25 protein-coding genes and 1 pseudogene are annotated in these 25,884 nt (G+C 68.0%); 21 read left to right on the forward strand and 5 right to left on the reverse strand.

The window, feature by feature from the left end:
* Nucleotides 1–40 precede the first annotated feature (40 nt).
* Nucleotides 41–505, forward strand: a complete 465-nt coding sequence (locus tag TX88_RS28795; RefSeq protein ID WP_044524190.1) for a hypothetical protein — start codon at nt 41–43, stop codon at nt 503–505.
* Nucleotides 502–876: a transcriptional regulator gene (locus tag TX88_RS28800; protein WP_084622229.1), complete on the forward strand. Its 375-nt coding sequence runs from the start codon at nt 502–504 to the stop codon at nt 874–876. The genes TX88_RS28795 and TX88_RS28800 overlap by 4 nt, the downstream gene beginning before the upstream one ends.
* Here the strand turns inward: TX88_RS28800 and TX88_RS28805 are convergent.
* A complete protein-coding gene (locus TX88_RS28805; protein ID WP_044522929.1) occupies nt 854–1,906 on the reverse strand; it encodes an NAD(P)H-dependent amine dehydrogenase family protein in 1,053 nt (350 codons plus the stop codon). The genes TX88_RS28800 and TX88_RS28805 overlap by 23 nt on opposite strands.
* 170 nt (nt 1,907–2,076) lie before the next feature.
* Between TX88_RS28805 and TX88_RS28810 the strand changes: the two are divergent.
* The 4 genes and pseudogenes from TX88_RS28810 to holA form a co-directional block, all read left to right on the forward strand.
* Nucleotides 2,077–2,838: pseudogene (locus TX88_RS28810) on the forward strand (SPFH domain-containing protein); the annotation flags it as partial.
* 119 nt (nt 2,839–2,957) lie between these two features.
* Entirely contained in the window at nt 2,958–3,794 is an 837-nt protein-coding gene (locus TX88_RS28815; RefSeq protein WP_044522933.1) for a ComEA family DNA-binding protein, read from the forward strand.
* Complete coding sequence (locus TX88_RS28820; protein WP_244438699.1) at nt 3,775–5,349, forward strand: ComEC/Rec2 family competence protein; 1,575 nt, start codon at nt 3,775–3,777, stop codon at nt 5,347–5,349. The genes TX88_RS28815 and TX88_RS28820 overlap by 20 nt, the downstream gene beginning before the upstream one ends.
* A gap of 13 nt (nt 5,350–5,362) precedes the next feature.
* Entirely contained in the window at nt 5,363–6,325 is a 963-nt protein-coding gene (gene holA / locus TX88_RS28825; protein WP_044522936.1) for a DNA polymerase III subunit delta, read from the forward strand.
* Nucleotides 6,326–6,358: 33 nt separating this feature from the next.
* On the opposite strand, the gene rpsT is transcribed toward holA, so the two are convergent.
* Nucleotides 6,359–6,619 carry a 30S ribosomal protein S20 gene (gene rpsT / locus TX88_RS28830; RefSeq protein WP_044522939.1) on the reverse strand — a complete coding sequence of 87 codons (261 nt, stop codon included), beginning with the start codon at nt 6,617–6,619 and terminating at the stop codon, nt 6,359–6,361.
* 237 nt (nt 6,620–6,856) lie between these two features.
* Between rpsT and TX88_RS28835 the strand changes: the two genes are divergently transcribed.
* From TX88_RS28835 to TX88_RS28845, 3 genes are read left to right on the forward strand one after another with little or no spacing between them, the layout of a single operon-like run.
* Complete coding sequence (locus TX88_RS28835; RefSeq protein ID WP_167333312.1) at nt 6,857–8,518, forward strand: circularly permuted type 2 ATP-grasp protein; 1,662 nt, start codon at nt 6,857–6,859, stop codon at nt 8,516–8,518.
* A gap of 13 nt (nt 8,519–8,531) precedes the next feature.
* Nucleotides 8,532–9,506 carry an alpha-E domain-containing protein gene (locus TX88_RS28840; protein WP_044522941.1) on the forward strand — a complete coding sequence of 325 codons (975 nt, stop codon included), beginning with the start codon at nt 8,532–8,534 and terminating at the stop codon, nt 9,504–9,506.
* Nucleotides 9,507–10,346 (forward strand): transglutaminase family protein, encoded by an 840-nt coding sequence (locus tag TX88_RS28845; protein ID WP_044522943.1) that lies wholly within the window; start codon nt 9,507–9,509, stop codon nt 10,344–10,346.
* On the opposite strand, the gene TX88_RS28850 is transcribed toward TX88_RS28845, so the two are convergent.
* Nucleotides 10,330–10,821, reverse strand: coding sequence for a MarR family winged helix-turn-helix transcriptional regulator (locus TX88_RS28850; protein ID WP_044522945.1), 492 nt, complete (start codon nt 10,819–10,821; stop codon nt 10,330–10,332). The two genes, TX88_RS28845 and TX88_RS28850, sit on opposite strands and share 17 nt — an antisense overlap.
* 87 nt (nt 10,822–10,908) lie before the next feature.
* On the opposite strand from TX88_RS28850, the gene TX88_RS28855 reads away from it, so the two are divergent.
* Nucleotides 10,909–11,616, forward strand: coding sequence for a hypothetical protein (locus tag TX88_RS28855; RefSeq protein WP_209447119.1), 708 nt, complete (start codon nt 10,909–10,911; stop codon nt 11,614–11,616).
* A complete protein-coding gene (locus TX88_RS28860) occupies nt 11,613–12,494 on the forward strand; it encodes a TIGR03560 family F420-dependent LLM class oxidoreductase (RefSeq protein WP_044522946.1) in 882 nt (293 codons plus the stop codon). Before TX88_RS28855 ends, TX88_RS28860 begins: the two co-directional genes overlap by 4 nt.
* Here TX88_RS28860 and TX88_RS28865 read toward each other — a convergent pair.
* On the reverse strand, nt 12,461–13,321 hold the full coding sequence (locus TX88_RS28865) for a ribonuclease Z (RefSeq protein ID WP_044522948.1): 861 nt from the start codon (nt 13,319–13,321) through the stop codon (nt 12,461–12,463). The two genes, TX88_RS28860 and TX88_RS28865, sit on opposite strands and share 34 nt — an antisense overlap.
* 133 nt (nt 13,322–13,454) lie before the next feature.
* Here TX88_RS28865 and TX88_RS28870 point away from each other — a divergent pair, with 133 nt between their 5' ends.
* The 7 genes from TX88_RS28870 to TX88_RS28900 all read left to right on the forward strand — a co-directional run bounded on the left by TX88_RS28870 (nt 13,455) and on the right by TX88_RS28900 (nt 20,388).
* The gene (locus tag TX88_RS28870; RefSeq protein ID WP_044524204.1) at nt 13,455–13,886 is read left to right on the forward strand and encodes a CBS domain-containing protein; all 432 of its coding nucleotides are present in this window, start codon (nt 13,455–13,457) and stop codon (nt 13,884–13,886) included.
* Between the two features lie 280 nt (nt 13,887–14,166).
* Nucleotides 14,167–15,663 (forward strand): DUF1254 domain-containing protein, encoded by a 1,497-nt coding sequence (locus tag TX88_RS28875; protein ID WP_110918221.1) that lies wholly within the window; start codon nt 14,167–14,169, stop codon nt 15,661–15,663.
* A 71-nt stretch (nt 15,664–15,734) separates the two neighbouring features.
* The gene (locus TX88_RS28880; protein WP_162563227.1) at nt 15,735–16,343 is read left to right on the forward strand and encodes a GNAT family N-acetyltransferase; all 609 of its coding nucleotides are present in this window, start codon (nt 15,735–15,737) and stop codon (nt 16,341–16,343) included.
* Between the two features lie 190 nt (nt 16,344–16,533).
* Nucleotides 16,534–17,571 carry an ABC transporter substrate-binding protein gene (locus tag TX88_RS28885; RefSeq protein ID WP_044524214.1) on the forward strand — a complete coding sequence of 346 codons (1,038 nt, stop codon included), beginning with the start codon at nt 16,534–16,536 and terminating at the stop codon, nt 17,569–17,571.
* Nucleotides 17,572–17,615: 44 nt separating this feature from the next.
* Nucleotides 17,616–18,590, forward strand: coding sequence for an ABC transporter substrate-binding protein (locus tag TX88_RS28890; RefSeq protein WP_244438720.1), 975 nt, complete (start codon nt 17,616–17,618; stop codon nt 18,588–18,590).
* Nucleotides 18,587–19,612 (forward strand): FecCD family ABC transporter permease, encoded by a 1,026-nt coding sequence (locus TX88_RS28895; RefSeq protein WP_044522955.1) that lies wholly within the window; start codon nt 18,587–18,589, stop codon nt 19,610–19,612. The genes TX88_RS28890 and TX88_RS28895 overlap by 4 nt, the downstream gene beginning before the upstream one ends.
* Nucleotides 19,609–20,388: an ABC transporter ATP-binding protein gene (locus TX88_RS28900; RefSeq protein ID WP_044522958.1), complete on the forward strand. Its 780-nt coding sequence runs from the start codon at nt 19,609–19,611 to the stop codon at nt 20,386–20,388. Before TX88_RS28895 ends, TX88_RS28900 begins: the two co-directional genes overlap by 4 nt.
* A gap of 64 nt (nt 20,389–20,452) precedes the next feature.
* On the opposite strand, the gene TX88_RS28905 is transcribed toward TX88_RS28900, so the two are convergent.
* Nucleotides 20,453–21,088 carry a type II toxin-antitoxin system PemK/MazF family toxin gene (locus tag TX88_RS28905; RefSeq protein ID WP_110918258.1) on the reverse strand — a complete coding sequence of 212 codons (636 nt, stop codon included), beginning with the start codon at nt 21,086–21,088 and terminating at the stop codon, nt 20,453–20,455.
* Between the two features lie 79 nt (nt 21,089–21,167).
* Between TX88_RS28905 and lepA the strand changes: the two genes are divergently transcribed.
* The 3 genes from lepA (at nt 21,168) to TX88_RS28920 (ending at nt 25,816) form a co-directional block, all read left to right on the forward strand.
* Nucleotides 21,168–23,042 carry a translation elongation factor 4 gene (gene lepA, locus TX88_RS28910; protein WP_044522964.1) on the forward strand — a complete coding sequence of 625 codons (1,875 nt, stop codon included), beginning with the start codon at nt 21,168–21,170 and terminating at the stop codon, nt 23,040–23,042.
* A gap of 90 nt (nt 23,043–23,132) precedes the next feature.
* A complete protein-coding gene (locus tag TX88_RS28915; protein ID WP_044522966.1) occupies nt 23,133–24,437 on the forward strand; it encodes an NtaA/DmoA family FMN-dependent monooxygenase in 1,305 nt (434 codons plus the stop codon).
* Nucleotides 24,434–25,816 carry an LLM class flavin-dependent oxidoreductase gene (locus TX88_RS28920; RefSeq protein ID WP_044522968.1) on the forward strand — a complete coding sequence of 461 codons (1,383 nt, stop codon included), beginning with the start codon at nt 24,434–24,436 and terminating at the stop codon, nt 25,814–25,816. Before TX88_RS28915 ends, TX88_RS28920 begins: the two co-directional genes overlap by 4 nt.
* The last annotated feature ends 68 nt before the right edge of the window (nt 25,817–25,884 follow it).

Raw genomic sequence — 25,884 nt, forward strand, 5'->3', positions numbered from 1 at the left:
CTGGGATCCTACTTTCCATACAGGAAAGTGAGGAATGGCCATGGGGGACACAACACCGGCCGATGCTCGCGATGCATTGGATGCCGTCGATCACGCCACGGCGCGGGTGGCGGATGAAGTCGGGCTGCCACGGTGGTACTGGTGGCTGCTGGCGGCGGCCTGGGTCTGCCTCGGGGTCATCGGCGATTTCGGCCCGCAGTGGCTCGCCATCGCCGCCACCGTCGGGTTCGGTATCGCTCATTCCACGATCGCGTCGCACCGTCTGAACGGCCGCCGCAGGACCGGCCGCCTCCAGGTCAGTGCCGATACGGCCGGCCGCCGGGTTCCGGTGGTGGTGATCGGCATGCTGATCGGGCTGGTCGCCGTGACGATCGCGGCAGGATTTCTGTTGGACGCCGACGGTGCCCGTCATGCCGGAACCGCGGCGGCGGTGTTCGTCGCCGCGATCGTCGGGCTGGGTGGGCCCGAGATTCTGCGAACTCTGTGCCGATGGGCCAATGCATGACGGCGAAGCCGTGCTTCGACGAACTGATCCACCCCAGCACGCGCTTGACGCTGGTGGCCACGCTGGCCGCGGCGGACTGGGCTGAGTTCTCCTATCTCAAAGAGACGCTGCGACTTTCGGATTCAGCGTTGTCCAAGCAGCTGGCGATTCTGGAGAACGCAGGGTATGTCGCCACCGAGCGGCGCCTCGATGCCAGCCGGCACAAGGTGCACGCCAGGCTCACCGACGCCGGCCGGGTGGCATTCGAGGGTCACGTCGCGGCCCTGAGGGCCATCGTCGGCGGAGCCGACGGAACGGGCATCGTCGGCGGAGCCGAGCCAACGCGCACCGACGACGTCGCGGCCGGCGTCAGCCGGCGAACCGGCCGGTGATCGGCGGCAGGTCCTTGAGTGTGACGATCCCGGGTGGGGCCGCCACCACCGCGGGCACCGCGTTGGTGACGGGCAGCGCGGTGTAGATCATGCCTAGCCCCATGAAGCCGGGTTCGGTCCAGTCCTTGGGCGGCAGGCAGTGCAGCACGGTGCGCATGTTGGGCAGTCCGAAGACCTGGATGACGTGGCCGTGCTCAAGGGGTTTGGGCGGGGTGACGTGGTCGCCCATGGTCCAGTTGAATCCGACACTCACCACGTTCTTGTCGCCGACCCAGCCGCGGTGGTAGCCGTACACGCTGCCCACTGTGCCCTTGGGGATCTGCATGAAGCCCAGGTCGGAATCGTCGGTGGCGGCGGTGAAGGTCACGTCGAAGGTCATCCGGTCCAGCTTGGCACCGATGGCGTCGGCCATCATCGCCGCGGACTCGGCGAACACCTCGCTCTCGCGGCGCACGCTCTCCGCCAGGCCCGGGGTCTCTGGGTCCTGGCCGAATCCCATCGCCGACTGGGTACCCGCGGATTCGTAGGTCGAGCAGTCCACCGATTCGGTGATGCGGATCTCGTCGACGCGCTCGCAGGACCCGGACAGCACCATGCCGACCATGTTCGTCATGCCCGGGTGGGCGCCACTGCCGAAGATGGTGGATTTGCCTGTCTCACAGGCCTTCCGGATGCGATCGAGGTCTTCCGGTGTCTGCTTGCCGCCGGTGATCCAGGCCGCGCTGGAGCACACGTTGACCCCGGCCTCCAGCAACGTGACCAGTTCGTCGATGTTCGGCCACAACGGGTTGTAACAGCAGGCATCGGGTTTCAGCGCGATCAGTTCGTCAATCGAGTTGGTGGCCAGCACCCCCGTGGGTTCGGGCCGGCCGGCCAACTCGGCGGCGTCGACGCCGACCTTGTCGGCGCCGTGGGCGAAGACGCCGACCAGTTCCATGTCGTCGCGACCGATGATCGCGTGCAGCGAGCGTCGTCCGATGTTGCCGGTGGTCCATTGGATGACCCGAATCGGCTTACCCGCTGCGGTCATGATCGCCTCCCTCGCTGAGCCGTGCTGCTGGACTCTAGACACTATCGGGGACTTGTTCACCTCCGGTAGGGGCACCGCCGGCCGGCCTCCTGGCGGGACGCACACCGGCGTCGCACAATCGAACTATGGGGCATGCGCGCCCCGGCGAAGCCATGAATCGAGGTCGGATCATGGAGATGCTCTACGCGATCGCGTCGGTGGGGGCCGGCGCCATCGCCTTGTTCTGGCTCGGCGTGAGCAACATCCGCGTGGTCAGGCAGTACGAACGGGGTGTCGTGTTCCGGTTGGGCCGGGTGCGGGACAAGGTCAGGCAACCCGGTCTGACGATGCTGATTCCGGTCGTCGACCGGCTGCAGAAGGTCAACATGCAGATCATCACGATGCCGATCCCCGCCCAGGACGGCATCACCCGCGACAACGTCACCGTGCGCGTCGACGCGGTCATCTACTTCAAGGTGATCGACCCGGTGCGGGCCGTGGTCGACGTCCAGGACTACATGTCGGCGATCGGTCAGGTGGCCCAGACCTCGCTGCGGTCGATCATCGGCAAGAGCAATCTGGATGACCTGCTGTCCAACCGCGAGCGCCTCAACCAAGGTCTGGAACTGCTCATCGACAACCCGGCGGTGGGCTGGGGGATCCACATCGACCGGGTCGAGATCAAAGATGTCGTGCTGCCGGATTCGATGAAGCGGTCCATCGCGCGCCAAGCCGAGGCCGAGCGAGAACGGCGGGCCCGGGTCATCACCGCCGACGGCGAACTGCAGGCATCGGAGAAACTGGCCGCGGCCGCCGATGTGATGGCCGCCGAGCCCGCGGCACTGCAGCTGCGGCTGCTGGAAACGGTGGTCGAAGTGGCCGCGGAGAAGAACTCCACCGTGGTGCTGCCGTTCCCGGTGGAACTGCTGCGCTTCCTGGAGCGGGTCACGCCCCGCCATCCTCCAACGGTGCAGCGGGTAGGTAATCCACAGCGCGAGATTCATCCACAGCCGGCCGGTGCCGACGGCCCGCGAGCCCGGAATCGTCGCGACCCGCACCTACCGTCGCGGGCATGGGAACCGATATGTCGGTGGAGCGGCTCCGCCGCCTGCGTGGCGGCCGGCCGGGCGGCGGGGATGATCCGGATGCCGAGAATGTGGACGGGGCAGACCGCGACACCGCGTCCGAGAGCGCGCTGTCGAGATGGCTGCCCGACACGGCACCGGGGGACGGCCCGGGGTGGCTGGCTGCCGTGCGTGCCGATCCCGGCCGCGCCGGAGCGCTGGCCCTGGCCGGCGTCGGGGTGCTCGCGATCCTGGTCACCGTATTCGCCCTGATCCGCCAGCAGCCGCCACCGGTTGCCTCGGCGAATCTTCCACCGGTGCAGATGGTTTCGTCGGCCGCCTCGACGCCCGCGGGCAGTGCCCCGGCAGGGCAGGTGGTGGTCAGCGTGGTCGGCCTGGTGCACAAGCCGGGCCTGGTGACCCTGCAACCCGGGGCGCGGATCGCCGATGCGCTGGAAGCCGCGGGTGGGCCGCTCGACGGAGCCGACCTGATCGGGTTGAACATGGCCCGCAAGGTCGGTGACGGTGAACAGATCGTGGTCGGCATCGACCCGCCGGCAGGCCAACCGGCGACCATGGGCAGTTCGGTCGGCGGCGACGCGGCGGCATCTGCGCAACCCGGCGCTCCGGCGGCCGCGTCCGGCGCACCGTCGGGACCGGTGGACCTCAACACCGCGACCGTCGAGGACCTCGACGCCCTGCCCGGCGTCGGCCCGGTGACCGCCGAGGCGATCGTGGCCTGGCGTGCCGCGCACGGCCGGTTCGACAGCGTCGATCAGCTCGGCGATGTCGACGGGATCGGCCCGGCGCGGCTGGAGAAACTGCGTGAGCTGGTCCGGGCGTGACGGCCCGTCCGCCGACGCCGGGGCCGAGGGGCGATCCCTGGATCTGCGGATCGTCCCGGCCGCCCTGACCGCGTGGTCAGTGTCGGCGGCCGGAATCATCTGGCATCTCGGTGCCGCGGTGGTGGTGGGCCTCGGCGCGGTCGGTTCTACCTGGCTGGCCGCGTGGTGGGGTCGCGCGCACGACTCGGACGGCACTCACGATCGACCGATCGCGGCCGCAGTTCTGGCCGTTGCGGCCGTGGCCGCCGGGTTCGCCGTGGCGATCGGACTACGCGTGCACCAGGTCGAACACCATCCGATCGGCCGGCTCTACGGCGGCGCGGCCACGGTCGAGGTGGTGCCCGGGGAGGCCCCGAGGGTGATCAGCGGTGGTCGGCTGATGTTCCGCGCCGCGCTGCGCGAGGTCGATCGGGTCCCGATGTCGGGACGGGTATTGGTGTTCGCCCCCGCGGCCTTCGGCCAGGCCGGTCCCGGGACTCCGGTGCGGTTCCGGGCCACCGTGCGACGCCCGGACCGCAAGGACCTGAGTGTGGCCGTGCTGGCGGCGTCGGGTCAGCCGGCATTACGGAAGGCTTCGGCCGTGCAACGTGTTGCGGCGCAGATCCGTTCGCGCTTCGCGGAGGCGGCGCGTGCCGTGCTGCCCGCCGACCAAGCGGCCATGCTGCCCGCGCTGGTGCTCGGGGACACCTCGGCGGTCACCGCCACGACCACCGCGCAGTTCCGCACAGCGGGTCTCACCCATCTGACCGCGGTGTCGGGGGCCAACGTGACGATCGTCTGTGGTGCGTTGCTGCTGAGCGCCGCGCTCGTCGGCCCCAGAGCGGCCGTGCTGTTGGCCGGCGCGGGCCTGGTCGGCTTCGTCGTCGTGGTGCAGCCGTCGGCCAGCGTGTTGCGGGCCGCGGTGATGGGGGCGGTGACGCTGCTGGCGGTGTTGACCCACCGGCGGCGGCAGGCCGTGCCCGCGCTGGCAGCCAGCGTGATCGCGTTGATGATCGCCGCCCCCGAACTCGCCGTCGATGTCGGGTTCGCGCTGTCGGTGTGCGCCACGGCGGGCATCGTCGTCCTCGCTCCGGTGTGGTCGGGCCGACTGGAGGCCCGTGGTTGGCCGCGTCCGTTGGCGGCGGCGGTCAGCGTAGCGGTGGTGGCCCAGTTGGTCACAGCCCCACTCGTGGCGGGGATCTCGGGCACCGTCAGCCTGGTGGCGGTGGCCGCCAATCTCGCAGTGGCGGGGGTGATTCCGCCGATCACGGTCCTCGGCACCGCGGCGGCGGTGTGTGCGGGCATCTGGCCGGGCGGAGCGCAGCTGCTGATCCGGTTCACCGGACCCGAGCTGTGGTGGCTGCTGTCGGTGGCGCGGTGGGCGTCGGCGCTGCCCGCGGCCGCGCTGCCGTCGCCCTCGGGCGTGGCCGGTGTGGTGTCGGTGGCCCTGGGCGGTGTGGCGTTGACGGTGCTGTGGCGGTTGCGCTGGGCGCGTCGCGGGCTGGCCGTGTCGGTGTTGGGCCTGCTGGCCTGGACGCTGGCGGGCCAGGTGGTCGGGGCTGTCGGGTCGGCGTGACACGATCATCGGTGTGAGTCAACAGATCGACGGTCTGCACCTGGTTCTGGGCGATGAGGAACTGCTGGTCGAACGGGCAGTGGGGGCGGTGCTGCGGGCGCTGCGCCAGCAGGCCGGATCCGACGACGTCCCCGTGGACCGGATGCGGGCCGGCGAGGTCAGCACCAGCGAGCTCGCCGAGTTGTTGAGCCCCTCGTTGTTCGCCGAGGAACGTCTGGTGGTGCTGGAGTCCGCCGCCGAGGCGGGCAAGGATGCGGTGGCCCTGATTGCCTCGGCCGCAGCCGATCTGCCGCCCGGCACGGTGATGTGCGTCATCCACTCCGGTGGCGGGCGGGCCAAGGCGCTGGCAGATCAGCTGAAAAAGCTTGGTGCGCAAGTGCATCCGTGCGCACGGATCACCAAGCCGGCGGAGCGTGCGGATTTCGTGCGCTCCGAGTTCCGCCAGTTGCGGGCCAAGGTCTCCGACGACACCGTCACCGCGGTGCTCGACGCGGTCGGATCGAACATCCGTGAGCTCGCCGCGGTGTGCTCACAGCTGGTGGCCGACACCGCCGGGCAGGTCGACCCGGTCGCGGTGCGTCGCTATCACAGCGGCAAGGCCGAGGTGAAGGGGTTCGACATCGCCGACAAGGCGGTCACCGGAGATGTCGCGGGGGCCGCTGAGGCGTTGCGGTGGGCGATGCTGGCCGGTGAGCCGCAGGTGGTGTTGGCCGATGCGCTGGCCGAGGCCGTGCACACGATCGCGCGGGTGGGTCCGCTGTCGGGGGATCCGTACCGGCTGGCCGGTGAACTGGGGATGCCGCCGTGGCGGGTGCAGAAGGCGCAGAAGCAGGCACGCCGATGGTCGCGTGACTCGGTGGCCGAGGCCATGCGGGTGGTCGCCACGCTCAATGCAGACGTAAAGGGCGCAGCGGCGGATGCCGACTACGCCCTTGAGACAGCGGTACGCCGGGTGGCGGAACTCGCCACCCGGTGAACCGGGAAAGCTACTTCGGGTTGGACCGGAGGATCAGAGCTTGTTCAGCGCCAGGGCCAGAGCCGACTTCTTGTTGGCGGCCTGGTTGGCGTGGATGACGCCCTTGCTGGCGGCCTTGTCGAGCTTGCGGCTGGTCGCCACCAGCAACTCGGCGGCCTTGTCCTTCTCGCCCGCCTCGACGGCCTCGCGGAAGCTACGCACAGCCGTACGCAGCGACGACTTCACGGACTGGTTACGCAGCCGACGACGCTCGTTGGTGAGGATGCGCTTTTCCTGCGACTTGATGTTGGCCACGTAAAAATTCCTTCGTAATTCTCTAGCTGGGGTTACCGAAGTCTGGGTGCGCCCGCCCGCACTGCGGGCAGCGACTGTTCAGGGTACCAGCGAGACGTCTGAACTCCCAAAGCGGTGCAGCGGAAAGCTCGGGTGCGGATGCCCCGTTTTTCGGCTCTCATACCACCTTAACCGCCCTTTGGCCTGCCGAAACGGGCTGTGCCATTGACCCGGCGAAACCCGGCCAGGTGCGGCAGCATGATGAGGGTGAGCCTGAGAACTGTCCGTGCGCAAGGAGCCGAGTCGAACGGGTCGAGGCCGGCCGGCCAACGTGCCGCGTCGGCGCGACGCGTCAAACATCAGGGCATCTTCGACGGCTACAACCGGCTGGGCCGGTACTCGGAGGCGTTCGACGAGATGTTCGACGCCTCCGGCAACGTCCGCGGACCGTACAAGGGCATCTTTGCCGAGCTTGCTCCGTCGGACGCCTCGGAGCTGCAGTCGCGGTCGGAGGCGCTGGGCCGGGCGTTCATCGATCAGGGCATCACGTTCTCGCTGTCCGGCCAGGAGCGGCCGTTCCCGCTCGACCTGGTGCCGCGGGTGATCTCGGCGGCCGAATGGTCGCGGCTGGAGCGCGGCATCACCCAGCGGGTCAAGGCGCTGGAGATGTACCTCGACGACATCTACGGCGAGCAGGAGATCCTGCGCGACGGGGTGATCCCACGCCGGTTGGTGACCTCCTGTGAGCACTTCCACCGTGAAGCCGCGGGCATCGTCCCGCCCAACGGCGTACGCATCCACGTCGCCGGTATCGACCTGATCCGCGACGACAAGGGCGACTTCCGGGTGCTCGAGGACAACCTGCGATCGCCGTCGGGGGTGTCCTATGTGATGGAGAACCGGCGCACCATGGCGCGCGTCTTCCCGAACCTGTTCGCCACCCATCGGGTGCGTGCCGTCGGTGACTACTCGTCGCACCTGCTGCGGGCGCTACGCAACGCCGCACCCACCAACGTCGCCGACCCCACCGTCGTGGTGCTCACGCCCGGCGTCTACAACTCGGCCTACTTCGAGCACTCGCTGCTGGCCCGGCAGATGGGCGTCGAGCTGGTCGAGGGCCGCGACCTGTTCTGTCGCGACAACGCCGTCTACATGCGCACCACCGAAGGCGAGCGCCAGGTCGACGTGATCTACCGCCGCATCGACGACACGTTCCTGGACCCGATGCAGTTCCGCCCCGACTCGGTGCTCGGGGTGGCCGGGCTGCTCAACGCCGCCCGCGCGGGCAACGTGGTGATCTCCAGCGCGGTGGGCAACGGGGTCGGTGACGACAAGCTCGTCTACACCTACGTGCCGACCATCATCGAATACTACCTGGGCGAGAAGCCGATCCTGGCCAACGTCGACACCTACCGCTGTTGGCTGGACGCCGAACGGGAGGAGGTGCTGGACCGGATCGACGAACTCGTCATCAAACCGGTTGAGGGCTCGGGCGGCTACGGCATCGTGTTCGGCCCGGATGCCACGGCCAAGGAACTGGCGGCGATCTCGAAGAAGATCCGCGCCGACCCCCGCGGTTGGATCGCCCAGCCGGTGATGCAGCTGTCCACGGTCCCCACCCAGATCGGCAACACGCTGGCGCCCCGGCACGTGGACCTGCGCCCGTTCGCGGTCAACGACGGCAACGACGTCTGGGTGCTGCCCGGCGGGCTGACCCGGGTGGCGCTGCCGGAAGGGTCGCTGGTGGTGAACTCCAGCCAGGGCGGCGGATCGAAGGACACCTGGGTGCTGGCGTCGCGGACGTCGGCGGCGGATCGCGAGCTGGCCGCTGCCGAGGTGGTGCGGTCACTGCCCAAATCCGCCACGGGGCCCAAAGGCAATGGCGCGCCGGATGGTTCGTCGTCCCAACAACAGCAGTAGGGGGTGGGGGTAGATGCTGGCGCGCAATGCCGAGTCGTTGTACTGGATCGGACGTTATGTGGAACGGGCCGACGACACCGCACGCATTCTCGATGTCACGGTGCATCAGCTGTTGGAGGATTCCAGCGTCGACCCGGATGTCGCCTCGCGAACACTGCTGCGGGTGCTCGGGATCGAGCCGCCCACACGGCGCCTGGACGTGTGGTCGCTGACCGACATCGTGGCCTTCAGCCGTGACAGTAGCGGCTATTCGATCGTCGACTCGATCTCGGCCGCGCGCGAGAACGCCCGCGGTGCCCGCGAAGTCACCTCGACCGAGATCTGGGAGTGCCTCAACACCACCTACAACGCGCTGGCCGAGCGGGAGCGCGCGGCCAAACGTCTGGGCCCGCACGAGTTCCTGTCGTATGTGGAGGGGCGCGCGGCGATGTTCGCCGGGCTGGCCGATTCGACGTTGAGCCGCGACGACGGCTACCGGTTCATGGTGCTGGGCCGCGCGATCGAACGCGTCGACATGACCGTGCGGCTGCTGTTGTCGCGGGTCGGGGACAGCGGGTCGTCGCCGGCCTGGGTCACGTTGTTGCGCTCGGCCGGGGCCCACGACACGTACCTGCGTACCTACCGCGGCGCGCTCGATGCCGGTCGCGTGGTCGAGTTCATGCTGCTGGACCGGCTTTTCCCGCGGTCGATCTTCTATTCGTTGCGGCTAGCCGAACACAGCCTCGACGAGTTGCTCAATCGGCCGCACAGCCGGCTCGGGGCCACCGCCGAGGCGCAGCGGCTCCTGGGCCGGGCGCGCAGCGAGCTGGAGTTCCTGCAGCCGGGTGCGGTGCTGGAATCCCTGGACGCCCGGCTGGCCGGGCTGCAGAAAACCTGCCGCGATGTCGGAGAAGCGCTGTCGCTGCAGTACTTCCACTCCGCGCCGTGGGTGGCCTGGACCGATGCCGGGCACGGGGATGCGGTCGTGATCGAGGAAGGCGAGGTTTAGATGTGGCGGCTACGGGTGGTGCACTCCACGGGATACGCCTACAAGTCGGCGGTGACCGCGTCCTTCAACGAGGCCCGGCTGACCCCGCGTTCGGATTCGCGGCAGAACGTGATCCTGAACCGGGTCGAGACCATCCCGGCCACCAGGTCCTACCGGTATGTCGACTACTGGGGCACCGCGGTGACGGCATTCGACCTGCACGCCCCGCACACCGAGTTGGAGGTCTCGGGGTCCTCGGTGGTCGAGACCGAGGTCGCCGAGAAACCCGAGGAGCTGGTGGGCTGGGATGATCTGCGCTCGGAGGCCGTGATCGACCGGTTTGACGAGGTGCTCAGCCCGACGCACTACACCCCGCGCAGCCGGCGCATCGCGCGGGTCGGGCAGCGGATCGCCAAGGAACACAACCCGTTCGATGCCGTGACGGCCGTGGCGCAGTGGGTGCGCAGCGAGCTCGACTATGTTCCGGGGACCACCGGGGTGCACTCGTCGGGTCTGGATGCCCTGCGCGAGGGCAAGGGCGTGTGTCAGGACTTCGCCCATCTTTCGCTGATCATGTTGCGGTCCATGGGAATTCCCGCCCGGTACGTCTCGGGCTACCTTCATCCTTCGCGCGAGGCGGTGGTGGGGGACACGATCGACGGGCAGAGTCACGCCTGGATTCAGGCCTGGACCGGCGGGTGGTGGCACTACGACCCGACCAACGACAGCGAGATCACGGAGCAGTACATCAGCGTCGGTGTGGGCCGGGACTACTCGGATGTGGCCCCGCTCAAGGGAATTTATTCGGGCGAAGGGTCGACGGATCTCGACGTGGTGGTGGAGGTCACCCGACTGGCTTGACGCGGCCGGTGCGGCCGAGATTGCGGAAGCCGGGGTGCACGTGCGGCGTCAGCCCCTGGTGGTCGGCGAGGATCTGTAGCAGGGCGTGCAGCTCGTCGCGCTGTCCGGCGTCGAGCCCGGCGGTCAGCTGTTCATCGTGCCGCCGCGCCAGCTCCCCGATGCGGCGCAGTGCCTTTTTGCCTGCGGTGCTGAGGAACAACGCGTGGAGGCGGCGATCGTCGGGGTTGCGGCGGCGCTCGACGTAGCCGCGGTCTTCCAGATCGTCGACATAACTGACAACGCGACTGGGTAGCAGGCCCAGCTGGGTGCTCAGGGACTGCTGGCTGAGCCCGGGTTGCGCTCCGATGGCGCGCAGGATTCCGGCGTGCGGTGGGGTGAGCTCGATCGTCGCCATCTGTTCGGCGAACTGCGCCGCGGCCCCGTGGCCGAGCTGCGCCAACAGAAATGCCACGGTGTCGGGCCGTCCGTTCTCCACCGTCGAACCGTATCACGATGAAATCGTTCAAAAACAAAAATATTCAGAAGGTTGAGTTCGGCGCGAACCGGGCATATCGTTCAACTCATGAACGATTCAACGGGAGATCGAATTCGCACCGACCGGCCGACCGGACGGCAGGGCGGACCGCCCTTGGCCCCGGTAGCGGCCGTATCCCTGGCGCTGCTGCTGGCCGGACTCGCCGTCGGTGTTGCACTCGGCGGGGTGATGCCGTTGCCCTACGGCCCGGCGGCCGAGGTCGTTCGATACATCCACGACAACCACTCCGCGGTGCAGGCCAGTGCGGTCGGCACGTTCGCCGCCTCGGTACCGCTGGCCATCTATGCCGCGACCGTGAGCACGCGCTTGCGGCAACTGGGCGTGACGGCGCCCGGGGCCACCATCGCGCTGGCCGGCGGCATTCTGGCGGCGGGCGCCCTCGCGTTGTCCGGGTTGATCTGCTGGACGATGTCCAGGGCTGAGGTGGTCGTCGACGACGGTCTGATCCGTGCGCTGTACTACCTGGTATTCCTCACCGGCGGTGTCGGGCACATCGTCGCGCTCGGCTTGCTGCTCGCCGGGATCGCGGTGCCCGGCCTCGTCCTGGGACTACTGCCGCGACCGGTGGCCTGGATCGGGCTGGTGATCGCCGCGCTGGCGGAACTGGCCACGCTGGTGTTGATCTGGCCGGGATCGGCGGTGATCCTGCCGATCGCCCGGTTCACGGGTCTCATCTGGCTCATCGTGGTCGGTGCACTCCTGCCGGCGCGGCGGGTCGCTCGGAGGCGGGCATGAAACTCAGCGTGAGCGTCACGAACTACTCGTGGCGGGAGCCGATTCACGAGCGGCTGGCCTCGATGGCGCCCTTTCTCGATGGCACTGCCGTCGACACGCTGTGGGTGGCCGATCACCTGCTCCAGGCCGACCCCGCCAGTCCCGCCGACGAACCGATGCTGGAGGCGTACACCGCGCTCGGGTACCTCGCCGCGGCGACGCGCCGGATTCGACTGGGCACCATGGTGACAGCGGCGACCTTCCGCGCGCCCGCGTTGCTGATCAAGGCGGTGACGACGCTCGACGTGCTGTCGAACGGCCGCGCGTGGCTCGGGCTCGGCGCGGGTTACAACGCGGCCGAGGCGACTGCGATGGGGTTGTTCCTGCCGGGTGTCACAGAGCGGTTCGAGCGGATGACCGAGCTGCTGCAACTGGCCCAGCACATGTGGCACGGCGACGAATCGGCCTTCCGGGGACAACATTTGGCACTGCAGCGACCGGTCGGCAGTCCACGTCCCGTTACGGTGCCACACCCTCCGGTGTTGATCGGCGGCACCGGTGAGCGCCGCACGCTGCGGCTCGTCGCGCAGTACGGTGACGCCTGCAACCTGTTCGACGTTCCCGACGGTGGCCGAGCCATCCGTCGTCAGCTCGAGGTACTGGACCGGCACTGTTCCGACGTCGGGCGACCAGCCGACGCGGTGCACCGCACGGTCACCACCGGGCTCGAACCCGGTGAAACGGTGGCACAGCTGGTGCAGCGGTGCCGGGCGCTCACCGAACTCGGCCTGCAGCACGTCGTGCTGATCACCCGCGGACGCCCCTGGGCCGGTGCGGATCTCGACGTCGCCGCCGGGGCGGCCGATCAGCTTCGCGAGCGGGTACACACCCCGGGATGAACTTCGACCCGGTGCAGGTCGTCGCCCAGTTCGATCTGGCGGTCGAACACCGATGCGGCCAGCGCGCGCCAGTCGTCCTCGGTGCCCGCGGCGATCCCGGGCACATAGTGGGTGAGGATCAGGATCCCGACGCCGGCGCGGGTGGCGGTCGCCGCCGCCTCCTGCACCGAGGAGTGATAGTCGCAGATGTCGCGGATCCGCTGCTGCGGAAGCAATTCGATCAGGTCCTTGCGAATCACCGTGTGCACCAAGGCTCCTGCACCGGCGGCCAGCGCGTCCAGGCTGGGACACGGCACGGTGTCACCGGCCGCCACCACCGAGGCACCGCCGTGTTCGATCCGGAACGCGATGGTCGGTGTGACCGGCCGGTGATCGGTAGGGGCGACCCGGATCTGCACGCCGCCGTGGTCCCACACCACCGCGTCGGTGTATTCGTGGACCTCCACCCGCGGTGGGCCGGTGAGGTCGGCGTGGTGGGCGATGCGATAGCCGATGTCGTGTCCGAATACCCGCAGCGTCGCATCGACCACTTCTGCGGTTCCCGGCGGGCCGATGATCGGCAGGGGCGGTGCCTCTGGGGTGAACGTGCTCACCCAGCGGGTGATGATCACGTCGCCCAGGTCGGCGATGTGATCGCTGTGCAGGTGGGTCAGCAGGAGCGCGCTGAGCTGGTTGGCGCCCGAGCCGGCGGCGGCCAGACGCTGCAGCACCCCGCGGCCACAGTCGATCAGAAACATCTGGTCGCCCGCGCGCACGAGGGTTGACGGTCCGGCCCGCTCCGGATCAGGGATCGGGCTACCGGTACCGAGCAGCGTGACCTCGATCATGGCCCCATTCCTACTCCGTTCCCGCGACGGATACTCGGAATCGGATTCCTGGCTGTCGCTGGGCGTGGCCCCTTTCCTACCGGCGACCACCGACCTAGCCTTGTGTGAGGTGGATCACGATCGGAGGCTGCCGATGCGAATCGCGGACGTGCTGAAAAACAAGGGCACGGCGGTGGTGACGATTTCGCCGGAGACGACGGTGACCGAACTGCTGGCCGGCCTGACCGAGCTGAACATCGGTGCCATGGTGGTCATCGGTCCCGGCGGGCTGGCCGGGATCGTCTCCGAACGCGATGTGGTGCGCAAGCTGCACGAGCGGGGGAGCAGCCTGTTGGCTCAGCCGGTGTCGGAGATCATGACCACGGTGGTGGCGACCTGTACGCCGCACGACACCGTGGATCACCTGAGTGCGCTGATGACCGAGAACCGGGTGCGCCACATCCCGGTGCTCGACGGCGGCCGGCTGACCGGCATCGTCAGCATCGGTGACATCGTCAAGACCCGCATGGAAGAACTCGAGGCCGAGCAGGAACAGCTGCAGGCCTACATCACGCAGAGCCGTTGAGGCGACGAGGCGACGGAGGCCGACACACGCCGGCAAGGGTTCGCCAATGGCCTTTGGTCGGTGGAAGTTCGGCGTCGGCGCGGTGACTGTTCGGGCGTAGCTGTAGCGAATATCAAGTAGCGAAGCGATAATTCGCTGCGCTGAATGCCCCGGTGTGGGTGCGGTCCTGGGGCTATGGTCGGTTGAGACTTGGTCGGCGAGAACCGAACATAACCGGGAAAGGAACCGCTGGGACATGGATGTGCCACTGACCCGACGTGGAGTACTGCGGACAGCGGGTATGGCGGCAGCCACCGCCGGTGTCGCCACCGTGATGGCCGCGTGCTCGACCGAGAAGACCTCGAACGGCTCAGAAACCAGGGAACCCGGCGGCCCGTCGCCGTCGGCCGCGCCCGAATCAGCGGCCGGCGCCGCGGACCTCACCCAGCCCGCCCCCGGGGTAGGGATGTTCCCGGGATATGCCCAGACGATCGCGCAGTTCGCTTACGTCTGGGGCTGGCCGCTGGTCAACATGCTCAACAGGCGTGCCCAGATCACCCAGGCGCCGCATCCTGGTCTGCTCGGCGGCATCCTGCCCGTCGCCCCGCAGGGCAGGCTCGCGATGCTGGCCAACTACATCGACCCGGCCGAGACGTTCGTGACCTGCCCCAATCAGGACGTGGTGTACGGGTTGGCGTACTTCTCGCTTGATGACCAGCCGGTGATAGCCCAGGTGCCTGATTTCGGCGACCGGTTCTGGGTCTACGCGCTGTACGACGCGCGCACCGATCAGTTCGGTGAACTCGGCAAGCCGTATGGCACCAAGCCGGGTTTCTATCTCCTGGCCGGACCGAACTGGAAAGGCGAAAAACCTGACGGTGTGGAGGCGGTGATCAGGAGCGCCACCTCGTTGGCCAACGCCGTGCCGCGAGTCTTCATGGACGACACCCCCGAGGATCATGCCGCGATCCAGTCGGTGATCAACCAGGTCGACATCTATCCGCTCGGTGATTTCGACGGCAAGATGAGGACCACCGAGTGGGCCAAGCTTGCCACGATCCCCGCACCGCCCTCCGATGCCGGTGCGGGCGAGACGAAATGGGTTGTGCCCGAGAAGTTTTTCGACGAGTTCGGTTCCATCCTGGATCAGGTGGCCCCCCTACCCGGTGAGGAAGCGCTCTACGCACAGTTTCGGGCGCTGCTGGACTCGGCCAATGAGAACCCCGACATCAAAAAGGTTCTCGTCGACACTGCGGTGGGCACGGAACACGAAGTCATCGGGCCGTTCTTCCAGTGGGCGCACAACGGACGGCCCGCGGGCAACGGCTGGAACCGCTCAACCAACAACGCGCAGTTCGGGATCGACTACTTCGACCGCACCGGTACCGCGAGATCCAACATGTTCGACAACCGGCCCACCGAGACGCAGTACTTCTACTCCGACAACGACGCCACCGGCGCCCCGCTCCACGGCGACAAGCTGTACAAGGTCACCTTCCCTGCCGGCCAGGAACCGCCCGTCAAGGGGTTCTGGTCACTGACGCTCTACAACGACAAGCACCTGTTCCACCCCAACGACCTCAAGCGCTACTCCTTGGGCACCAAGAACAAGACCCTCAAGCGCAATCCCGACGGATCGCTGACGCTCTACGCCGGCTTGAAGTCGCCGGGGCCGGACACCGAGTCGAACTGGCTGCCCGCGCCCGCCGGGCCGTTCTCCCTCTACATCCGTGCCTACTGGGGTGAGCCGGGCATCACCGAGGGCACCTGGAACCCGCCGGCCATCGAGGTGGCCTGACAGCGTCGACTGTGACGCCGCCGACCGCCGGGACCGCTCAGGCGGTCAGAGGCATGTGCGATGGTGGGTTGGTGGCTGCCGTCGATGTCCGTCCTCCGAACAAGTCTGACGTGAAGCGGCTCGCCGCGGTCCTGGGCCGGGCCTTCCACAATGACCCGGTGATGGCCTGGATCCTGGCCGACGACACCCGTCGCGCCAAGGGGCTGCCGCGGCTGTTCGCGGCGATCACGCGCCACCATTTTCTCGCCGGCGGTGGCGCTGAGGTGGCCGTCCGGGACGGCGAGATCGGGGCGGCAGCGTTGTGGGACGGTCCGGGCCGCTGGAAACAGACGCCGGGCGAAGAACTGCGCATGCTGCCCACGATGGTGCTGGCCTTCGGCAGCACCATGCGGCGCGGCCAGCAGGTGGTCGAGCTGATGAAGAAGCAGCACCCGGAGGAGCCGCACTGGTATCTGGCGGTGATCGGCAGTGATCCCGCGGTGCGAGGCGGCGGGTTCGGGCATGCCCTGATGCAATCGCGCCTCGACCGGGTGGACGCCGAGCATGCACCCGCCTATCTGGAGTCGAGCAACCCCGACAACGTCCCGTACTACATGCGTTTCGGGTTCGAGGTCACCGGCGAGATCGTGCTGCCCGACGGCGGACCCACCATGACACCGATGTGGCGGGCGCCGCGGTAGCCGGCCGCGAGGGCAATCGCCGAAGCAGCGTGGCTGTTACAGTGCGAAGGCCGACCAACAGGGGAATCCGGTGAAAAGCCGGAACTGACGCGCAACGGTATGAGGCACCGCCTCGAGTCCGACTACCTGTGGCCGGGAATGACCGTTGACGGCTCCGCGACCGGGCCCTGGATCAAAGGAAGTCTTGGCCGTGCGTGTACTCATCGCACTGTTGTCCCTGTTGTCTGTGACGTTGTTGCTCACGGTGGCTTGCGGGCATCGAGAGTCGGGCGCCGACAACCCCGCCGCCGAGCCCGCCGCGGGCCCGACCAGCTATCCACTCACGATCGAGAACTGCGGTGTGAGAGTCACTTTCGACGGACCGCCGCAGCGGGCCGTGTCGCTGTACCAGTCCTCGACCGAGATCTTGCTGGCGCTCGGTCTGGCCGATCGGATGGTCGGCACGTCCACCTGGTTCGATCCGGTGCTGCCCGAACTCGCGGCCGACAATGCCACGGTGCCCCGGCTGGCGGACAACGACCCGGGGCTGGAGACGGTGCTCGATGTCGAGCCGGACCTGGTGACCTCGGCCAGCGCTCACACCTTTACTTCCGCGGTGGTCGCCGACCGGTCGAAGTTCGCTCAGCTGGGCATCCCGACGTATCAATCGCCTTCGGTGTGTACCGGGGCGAAAGTCGACGGTGAGACCGTCACCCGCATCGAACCGCTGGCCCTCGACACCCTGTTCCGGGAGATCGGTGAGCTGGCCCAGATCTTCGATGTGCAGGAGCGCGGCCGCGACCTGATCGACCGGCTCACCCGGCGGCTGGACGACACACCGTCGATCACGGAGCCGGATACCAGCGTCGCATTCTGGTTCTCGGGGCTACGGACGCCGTATCTGGCCGGCTGCTGCTCGGCGCCCGGGCTGTACGCCACCGAACTCGGCGTCACCAATGTCTTCGCCGATACCCGCGAGGACTGGCCGGAGGTCAGCTGGGAGGCCCTGGCCGACCGCGACCCCGATGTGCTGGTGCTGGCCGACCTCAATCGACGGCGTGTCGACGGGGACGCGCTGGATGCGAAAGTGAGGTTCCTGGAATCGAATCCGGTGACCAGGAACATGACCGCGGTACGCGACAAGCGCTATGTCGTACTGTCCGGATCCGAACTCGACCCCGGAATCCGCGAGATCGATGCCCTGGAGAAGCTGGCTGCCGGTTTCCGGGCGTTCGGGCTGGCCCGGTGACGGGACGGGTCCGGCTATTGGCCGGAGCGATGGGTGCGCTGCTGATGGCCGCCTGCGGCCAGGCCACCGACCCGGCAGCGCCTTCCGGGGCGGCGCCCGGATATCCGCTGACGGTGCAGAACTGCGGCAGGCAGGTGATGATCGATGCACCGCCGCAGCGTGCGGTGTCGTTGAACCAGGGCTCCACCGAGATTCTGCTCTCGCTGGGCTTGGCGGACCGCATGGTCGGCACCGCGACGTGGACGGACCCGGTGCGCCCCGGCCTCGAGGCCGAGAATGCCCGCGTGCCACGGCTGGCGGTGAACAAACCGGCGCTGGAGACGGTGCTCGACACCGAACCCGATTTTGTGTCGGCGTCTTTCGGCGGCACCCTGGGGCCCGGCGGTGTCGCCGACCGGGACCAGTTCGCACAACTGGGCGTGCCGACCTATCTGGCGCCGAGCGACTGCGAGGGCAAGACCTCGGTCAACGGCGACGGCGCGCGCAGCACCCCGTTCAGCATGGACGCCGTCTACACCGAAATCCGGGACCTGGCCAGGATATTCGGTGTCGTCGAACGCGGCGATCGGCTCATCGCGGAGTTGCGCGGCCGGATGGACACGGCCGGTGCGGCCGCCTCCGGAGTCGACATGGCCTTCTGGTTCTCCGATGTTCGTGCCCCCTACTTCGCCGGCTGCTGCGGATCCCCCGGGGTGATCGCCGGGACCGTCGGGGCACACAACGTGTTCGCCGACACCACCGATGAATGGCCGCAGGTGAGTTGGGAGAGTGTGGCCGACCGTGATCCGGATGTGTTGGTGCTGGGCGACCTGAGCCGCCGCACGATCGACGGTGACGCGCTGCAGACCAAAGTCGACTTCCTGGAATCGAATCCGCTCACCCGAGGCCTGGCCGCCGTCCGGGAACGCCGCTACATCGTGGTGAACGGGGCCGATCTCAATCCGTCGATCCGCACCGTGGACGGCGTCGAGAAGGTGGCGAAGGGCCTTGCCGAACTCGGTTTCGGCTCACCGCGGTGAGTCTGCGTACCGGGTGGCTCGGCGGATTGTGGGCCGCCGGCCTTGTCCTTCTGGTGTTCTCGGCCGCGGTGGCCATCACCATCGGGCCCGCCGCGTTGTCGGTGGGCGACGTCTACCGAATCGTCGGTGACCGTCTCGGCGCGGGGCCCTCGGGCGCGACCCGACTGCAGGAGAGCATCGTCTGGCAACTGCGCCTGCCGAGGGTCGTCCTGGCAGCCATCTGTGGAGCCGGGCTGGCACTGTGCGGGGCGGTACTGCAGTCGCTGCTGCGCAATCCGCTGGCCGACCCGTTCGTGCTGGGGGTCTCGTCGGGCGCCTCTACGGGCGCGGTGCTGGTCGCGGTGCTCGGCGTCGGCGCGGGCACGCTGACCTTGTCCGGCGGCGCCTTCGCCGGTGCGGTGCTGTCGTTCGCCGTGGTGCTGCTGCTCGCCTACGCGGCCGGAGGCGGGACCGACCGGGTGGTACTGGCCGGAGTGGCCGGAACCCAGCTGTTCTCGGCACTGACGTCCTTCATCGTGTTGTCGTCGGCCGACGCCGAACAGACCAGGGGAGTGCTGTTCTGGCTGTTGGGGTCGCTGGCCGGGGTGTCCTGGTCCGATGTCCTCACCTGCGCGGTCGTCGTCGGCGTCGGCCTGGCGGTATGCCTGGCCTACGCGCGCACCCTCGACGCCTTCGCCTTCGGTCAGGATGCCGCCGCGACGCTGGGCGTCGCGGTGGCCCGGTCCCGGGTCGTGCTGTTGGTCATGACCGCGTTGGTGACGGCCGCCCTGGTCAGTGCGGCCGGGGCGATCGGATTCGTCGGGCTGGTGCTGCCGCACGCCGCGCGCTTCATCGTCGGGCCCGGCCATCGGCGCCTGTTGCCGACCGCGGTGATCCTCGGCGCGGTCTTCATGGTGTGGGTCGACACCCTGGCCCGGACCGTCTTCGCCCCACAGGAACTGCCCACCGGGGTGGTCACCGCACTGCTCGGCGTCCCCGCGTTCGCATTGATCCTGTTGCGGCGCAGGGGGATACGCCGATGAGCCTGCGTGCGGTAGAGGTGTGCTGGACCCGTTCTGGGCGGGTCGTACTCGACGGTGTCACGGTCGACCCGGCTCCGGGCAGCACAGTCGGTCTGTTGGGCCCCAACGGATCCGGTAAGTCTTCACTGCTGCGGCTGCTGGCCGGGATCGATCGGCCTGATTCCGGATCTGTGCAGCTCGACGGACGTGAACTGCACACGATGTCGCGGCGCGCGGTGGCACGCCGGGTGGCGATGGTCGGGCAGCACGCCGACACCGATCTGGACATCGCGGTGCGCGACATCGTCAGGTTGGGGCGCATCCCGCATACCCCGGTGTTCGGCGGCGGCCGCGACGACACCGCCGCCGTCACCGCGGCGATGGCGGCCACCGGCTTGCACAGCATGGCCGACCGGCTGTGGCACACCCTCTCGGGTGGGGAGCGTCAGCGCGTGCAGATCGCCCGGGCCCTGGCCCAGGAACCCAGCGAGCTACTGCTCGACGAACCGACCAACCATCTCGACATCGCCCATCAACTGGAGATCTTGGCGATGATCCGCACGCTCGACGTCACCAGTGTGGTGGCCCTGCACGACCTCAACCTCGCGGCGATGTTCTGCGACCACGTGGTGGTGCTGTCGGCGGGCACCGTGGTGGCCACCGGTACCCCGGCCGAGGTGCTGACCGAGGAGCTCGTGGCCGACGTCTACGGAGTGCGGTGCCGGATCACTGTCGACGACGCCGGGCCGTACGTGCGTTTCGAATGCGGTACCGGCCCGGCCGGTCCCCGAGAGTGACGAAATGGTCGTTTCGCCGGGCTGACAGCAGCCAATGCGTCGCTCTCGGCGATGTTGAAAAGACTCAGCTCCAGGAGTACTGAGCGCGCAGCCGTAGCGCGACCGCTTCGAACCGGCCGCGATCCAGGATCGCGCCCTCGCGGCGGATGCCTTCCTCCGGAACGTCGAGCACCCGGTCCAGCCGGACCCAGCTCGGCCTGCCGTCGTAATCCCAGGTGCCGGTGCCGATGGCGATCCAGTCCGGATCGTCTCGGTGGTAGTCCTGGCTGGACAACATCAACCCGAGCAGGGTGCGCTGATCGCGGCCCACCACCAGGACCGGCCGGTCCTTGCCCTGGGTCGGATCGTCCTCGTAGACCACCCAGGTCCAGACGATCTCGCCGGGATCGGCTTGCCCGTCCAGATCGGGGGCGTAGACGACTTTGCGGGCCCGGTGTGCGGTGGGCACACTGTTCTTCGATACCGGACGGCCGGCGGTGATCGCCTGCGGCGGCGGCGCGGCCGCACCGGCGAGCACGCCCAGACCCAGCTTGAGGCCCTGCTGAAGGCCCTGTTGGATGCCTTGCTGCACGGTCCGCGGCACGTTGTCCGTGGTCTGTAGCTGACGCACGAACTTTGGTGCCTCGTTGAACACCAGGTTCTCGGCGCCATCCACTACGCCCCTGAGAACCTGTTGGAACGCCTTCCACTGCGACGCCATGGTGTCGAGCATATGCGAGCGGACCCCTGGCGATTGTGTCGCGACGGTGGTTGCTCGATACCCTTAGGGAGCACAGCACGTGCTTGACACCCACGCTCACCAGGAGATTCCCATCAGCAGCTTCGCCGACAAGACGTTCACTGCGCCGGCGCAGATCCGGAACTTCTGCATCATCGCCCACATCGACCATGGCAAATCGACGTTGGCCGACCGGATGCTGGGGATCACCGGCGTCGTCGCCGACCGCGATATGCGGGCTCAATACCTCGATCGGATGGACATCGAGCGCGAGCGCGGCATCACCATCAAGGCGCAGAACGTGCGGCTGCCGTGGCAGGTCAACGGTGAAGACTTCGTGCTGCACCTGATCGACACCCCGGGCCACGTCGACTTCACCTACGAGGTGTCCCGCGCGCTGGAGGCCTGTGAGGGCGCGGTACTGCTGGTCGACGCCGCCCAAGGCATCGAGGCGCAGACCCTGGCGAACCTGTACCTGGCGTTGGACCGGGATCTGACCATCATCCCGGTGCTGAACAAGATCGACCTGCCCGCTGCCGACCCGGAGCGCTACGCCGGTGAGATCGCCCACATCATCGGCTGCGAACCGAGCGATGTGCTGCGTGTCTCCGGTAAGACCGGCGAGGGCGTGGCCGAACTTCTCGACGAGGTGGTGCGGCTGATCCCGGCGCCGGTCGGCGACGCCGACGCGCCCGCGCGGGCGATGATCTTCGACTCGGTCTACGACATCTACCGCGGTGTGGTCACCTACGTCCGGGTGGTGGACGGCAAGCTCAACCCGCGCGAGAAGATCAAAATGATGTCCACCGGGGCGACGCACGAGTTGCTCGAGGTCGGCATCGTCTCACCGGAGCCGAAGGCCTCGGACGGACTGGGCGTCGGTGAGGTCGGCTACCTGATCACCGGCGTGAAGGATGTTCGCCAGTCCAAGGTGGGTGACACCGTGACCTCGGCCCGCAACGGTGCCACCGAGGCGCTCACGGGATACCGCGAACCCCGGCCGATGGTGTACTCGGGCCTCTACCCGGTCGACGGTTCGGACTATCCGGTGTTGCGGGAGGCGCTGGACAAGCTGCAACTCAACGACGCCGCGCTGACCTATGAGCCCGAGACCTCGGTGGCGCTGGGCTTCGGGTTCCGCTGCGGCTTCCTGGGTCTGTTGCACATGGAGATCACCCGGGAGCGCCTGGAGCGCGAGTTCAACCTGGACCTGATCTCGACCTCACCCAACGTCGTGTACCGGGTGATCAAGGACGACAACTCCGAGATGGTCGTCACCAATCCGTCGGATTGGCCAGAAGGCAAGGTGCGCAGCGTCTTTGAGCCGGTGGTGAAGACCACGGTGATCGCGCCGAGCGAGTTCATCGGCACCATCATGGAGCTGTGTCAGCAGCGTCGCGGCGAGTTGGGCGGCATGGACTACCTGTCGCCCGAGCGCGTCGAGCTGCGTTACACCATGCCGCTGGGCGAGATCATCTTCGACTTCTTCGACTCACTGAAATCGCGTACCCGCGGCTACGCCAGCCTGGATTACGAGGAGGCGGGTGAGCAGGAAGCCGACCTGGTCAAGGTCGACATCCTGCTGCAGGGCGAGGCGGTGGACGCGTTCAGCGCCATCGTGCACAAGGATTCGGCGTCGGCCTACGGCAACAAGATGACCACCAAGCTCAAAGAGCTCATCCCGCGCCAGCAGTTCGAAGTGCCGGTCCAGGCTGCGATCGGATCGAAGATCATTGCCCGCGAGAACATCCGGGCGATCCGCAAGGACGTGTTGTCCAAGTGCTACGGCGGTGACATCACCCGTAAGCGCAAGCTGCTGGAGAAGCAGAAAGAGGGCAAGAAGCGCATGAAGACCATCGGTCGCGTGGAGGTGCCTCAGGAGGCGTTCGTCGCGGCGCTGTCCACCGACGCGGCATCGGACAAGCCCAAGAAGTAGGCGGCCCCGGGAGGGATACCCGTCCGGGGGATTGGTTCGCGCTGAGCACAACCCTGGGCCGTTGCGGGTCACGATCGTAGTGTCGCCGGAGTGTCAAGAGAGCTTCATCTGCTGGCCTTCGGCAATACCCGGTCTACCGGGCCGTGGCGACATCCCGACATCGACAACAGCCCCGCCGGGGTGCGCCGACGGCTGATCAGCTATGCCCAGACCGCCGAGGCCGGCACGTTCGACGCGCTGTTCTTCGCCGATGGTCTGAACTACGGTCCGCCGGCGACCTGGCCGTACAAGATCACCGAAGACTTTGAACCACTCACCGCGACGGCCGCGCTGTCCTCGGTCACCGACCGGATCGGGCTGGCGGTGACGGGATCGGCCACCCTGGCTCACCCGTATCACCTTGCCCGCCAGCTGCTTTCACTCGATCACCTCAGCGGTGGGCGGGCCGGCTGGAATCTGGTGACCAGCTTCGCGCAGGCCGCCGCCGACAACTTCAGCGCCCGCGGTGTGGTGGCCCACGACGAGCGCTACCGCATCGCCGAGGAGGCGCTGGCGGTGGTGCGCAAGCTGTGGGACGGCTGGGGCGAGGACACCATCGTCGAGGACCGCGCCGCGGGGATATTCAACGACGTCACCAGAATTCAACCGACCGACCACCACGGGCGCTACTTCGACGTGGCCGGTCCGCTGGGCTCGGCTCGGTCGGCACAGGGGCAGCCGGTGATCTTCCAGGCCGGATCATCGGAAACCGGAAGGGGTTTCGCGTCTCGGCACGCAGAGGTGATCTTCACCAGTCACGGCAACCGGGCGCGGGCGCAGGAGTTCTACACCCAGATCCACGAGGAGTCGCGGCGCTCGGGCCGGGCCAGGCCACCGTTGATCACCCCGTCGCTGCGGTATCTCGTCGGCTCCACCGAGGAAGAAGCCAGGCGCGCACAGCAGCAGGAGTACGAGTACTTCAGTCCGCAGTACCAGGCCGGTTGGCTGCTCGAGGTCGACGTCGACGTCACCGGTGCGGACCTGGACGGTCCGGTTCCGGAGTCGGCCTTCCCCGCACACACCGAGACCCACCAGACCGCGTTGGCGGGCTACCGGCTGCTGGCCACTGACGGAAACCCGACGGTGCGAGAGTTCCTGTATCGCACGGTCAACGGTTGGGGAGCGGCGGTGGTGGGCACGCCCGAGCGGATCGCCGACGAGATCGAGGAGTGGTTCAGCGCAGGCGCTGCCGACGGGTTCGTGCTGCGAGATTCCGGGTTACCGGGCCAGCACGAGCTTTTCGTCGAGCAGGTGGTTCCGGTGCTGCGCAAGCGCGGGCTGTTCCGCCACGAATACGCCGGCGCCACACTGCGATCCCATCTGGGGCTCGACGTACCGCAGCGGCAGCTGTCATGACCGAACCGTATGTGCTGTCGGCGTTCACCATGTCGACGGTGTCGCACGGCAACTTCGGGCTGTGGCGTCACCCGCAGGACCGCACCGCCGACTACACCGATGTCCGGTACTGGGTGGAACTGGCGAAGCTGCTCGACGACGGCGGATTCGACGTGCTGTTCGTCGCCGACGCGGTCGGGCAACTCGACGTGTTCGGCGGTGACGCCCGTGCCGCGCTGGCGCGGGCCGTGCAGACGCCGGTGACCGATCCGCTGCTGGCGGTGTCGGCGATGGCCGCGGCGACCCAGCGTCTGGGATTCGGCATCACGGTGTCCACCACCTACGAGAGTCCCTATCTGCTGGCGCGCAAGTTCAGCACTCTGGACCACCTCACCGGCGGCCGGATCGGCTGGAACATCGTCACCTCCCTGCTCGACAGCGCGGCGCGCAACATCATCGGCCGCGACCGGCAGATTCCCCACGACGAGCGCTACGCGATGGCCCAGGAATTCGTGGAAGTGACCTACAAGCTGTGGGAAGGCTCGTGGGAGCCGGGCGCGGTGCTGCGCGACGCCGAGCGCGGGGTGTACACCGACCCGGCGAAGGTGCACGACATCGGCCACCACGGGCGGTACTTCACCGTGCCGGGGGCACACCTGGTCGAGCCTTCGCCGCAGCGCACTCCGGTGCTGTTCCAGGCGGGAACATCGCCGGCCGGACGGGAGTTCGCCTCCCGCAACGCGGAACTGGTGTTCGTCAGCGATCCACGGCCCGAGGTCCTGCGTGGCCATATCGAGGACATCCGGCGGCGGGCGGCCGGGCACGGCCGCGACCCGCAATCGCTGAAGTTCATCACCTCGGTCGAGATCGTCACGGACAGTACCGATTCGGCGGCGCAGGCCAAGGCACGCGAACTCGCCGACTTCCACGACCTGGAAGGCGGGTTGGTGCTGTTGTCGGCACTGTCCGGGGTGGACTGGTCGACCTACGGGGTGGACCGGCCGATCGGGCAGTTCGACACCGACGCCAGCCGGTCCATCCTGGCCGCGGTCACCGATTCCGGGGTCCGTGAGCGTCTGACGTTGCGGGATTACGTCGGGGGACTGGGCGGGTTCGGCGGCGAGTTGTTCGTCGGGTCGGCCGCCACGGTGGCCGACGCCCTGGACGCGTATGCCGACCGGACCGGGGTGGACGGGTTCAACATCGCCTACCACGTCACGCCCGGCAGCTTCGCCGATGTGGCCACCTACCTGATCCCGGAACTCCGCCGGCGTGGCCGTGCCCGCGAGACGTCCGATCCGACCACGTTGCGGCAGAAGCTGTTCGGCGGCAGCGACGGATTCCTGGCTGATGGACACCCGGCCGCCGGATTCCGCAGGAATTCTGTTCATTTGCAATAGAATCCCGCCGATTGCATAACTGACGGCGCGAATCCGATTGCGGCAGTGTGGCAACACATACCGACATA

The organism is Mycolicibacterium septicum DSM 44393, assembly GCF_000455325.1.
Taxonomy (GTDB): domain Bacteria; phylum Actinomycetota; class Actinomycetes; order Mycobacteriales; family Mycobacteriaceae; genus Mycobacterium; species Mycobacterium septicum.

Bases quoted from the DNA above. Each gene is read 5' to 3' on its own strand.
- TX88_RS28860 (WP_044522946.1), top strand. From the start codon at position 11,613: ATGAAACTCAGCGTGAGCGTCACGAACTACTCGTGGCGGGAGCCGATT.
- TX88_RS28875 (WP_110918221.1), top strand. From the start codon at position 14,167: ATGGCGGCAGCCACCGCCGGTGTCGCCACCGTGATGGCCGCGTGCTCG.
- TX88_RS28835 (WP_167333312.1), top strand. From the start codon at position 6,857: ATGATGAGGGTGAGCCTGAGAACTGTCCGTGCGCAAGGAGCCGAGTCG.
- TX88_RS28920 (WP_044522968.1), top strand. From the start codon at position 24,434: ATGACCGAACCGTATGTGCTGTCGGCGTTCACCATGTCGACGGTGTCG.
- TX88_RS28795 (WP_044524190.1), top strand. From the start codon at position 41: ATGGGGGACACAACACCGGCCGATGCTCGCGATGCATTGGATGCCGTC.
- TX88_RS28870 (WP_044524204.1), top strand. From the start codon at position 13,455: ATGCGAATCGCGGACGTGCTGAAAAACAAGGGCACGGCGGTGGTGACG.
- TX88_RS28890 (WP_244438720.1), top strand. From the start codon at position 17,616: ATGGCCGCCTGCGGCCAGGCCACCGACCCGGCAGCGCCTTCCGGGGCG.
- TX88_RS28840 (WP_044522941.1), top strand. From the start codon at position 8,532: ATGCTGGCGCGCAATGCCGAGTCGTTGTACTGGATCGGACGTTATGTG.
- TX88_RS28900 (WP_044522958.1), top strand. From the start codon at position 19,609: ATGAGCCTGCGTGCGGTAGAGGTGTGCTGGACCCGTTCTGGGCGGGTC.
- TX88_RS28805 (WP_044522929.1), bottom strand. From the start codon at position 1,906: ATGACCGCAGCGGGTAAGCCGATTCGGGTCATCCAATGGACCACCGGC.
- TX88_RS28855 (WP_209447119.1), top strand. From the start codon at position 10,909: ATGAACGATTCAACGGGAGATCGAATTCGCACCGACCGGCCGACCGGA.
- TX88_RS28865 (WP_044522948.1), bottom strand. From the start codon at position 13,321: ATGATCGAGGTCACGCTGCTCGGTACCGGTAGCCCGATCCCTGATCCG.
- TX88_RS28800 (WP_084622229.1), top strand. From the start codon at position 502: ATGACGGCGAAGCCGTGCTTCGACGAACTGATCCACCCCAGCACGCGC.
- TX88_RS28845 (WP_044522943.1), top strand. From the start codon at position 9,507: ATGTGGCGGCTACGGGTGGTGCACTCCACGGGATACGCCTACAAGTCG.
- TX88_RS28815 (WP_044522933.1), top strand. From the start codon at position 2,958: ATGGGAACCGATATGTCGGTGGAGCGGCTCCGCCGCCTGCGTGGCGGC.
- TX88_RS28905 (WP_110918258.1), bottom strand. From the start codon at position 21,088: ATGGCGTCGCAGTGGAAGGCGTTCCAACAGGTTCTCAGGGGCGTAGTG.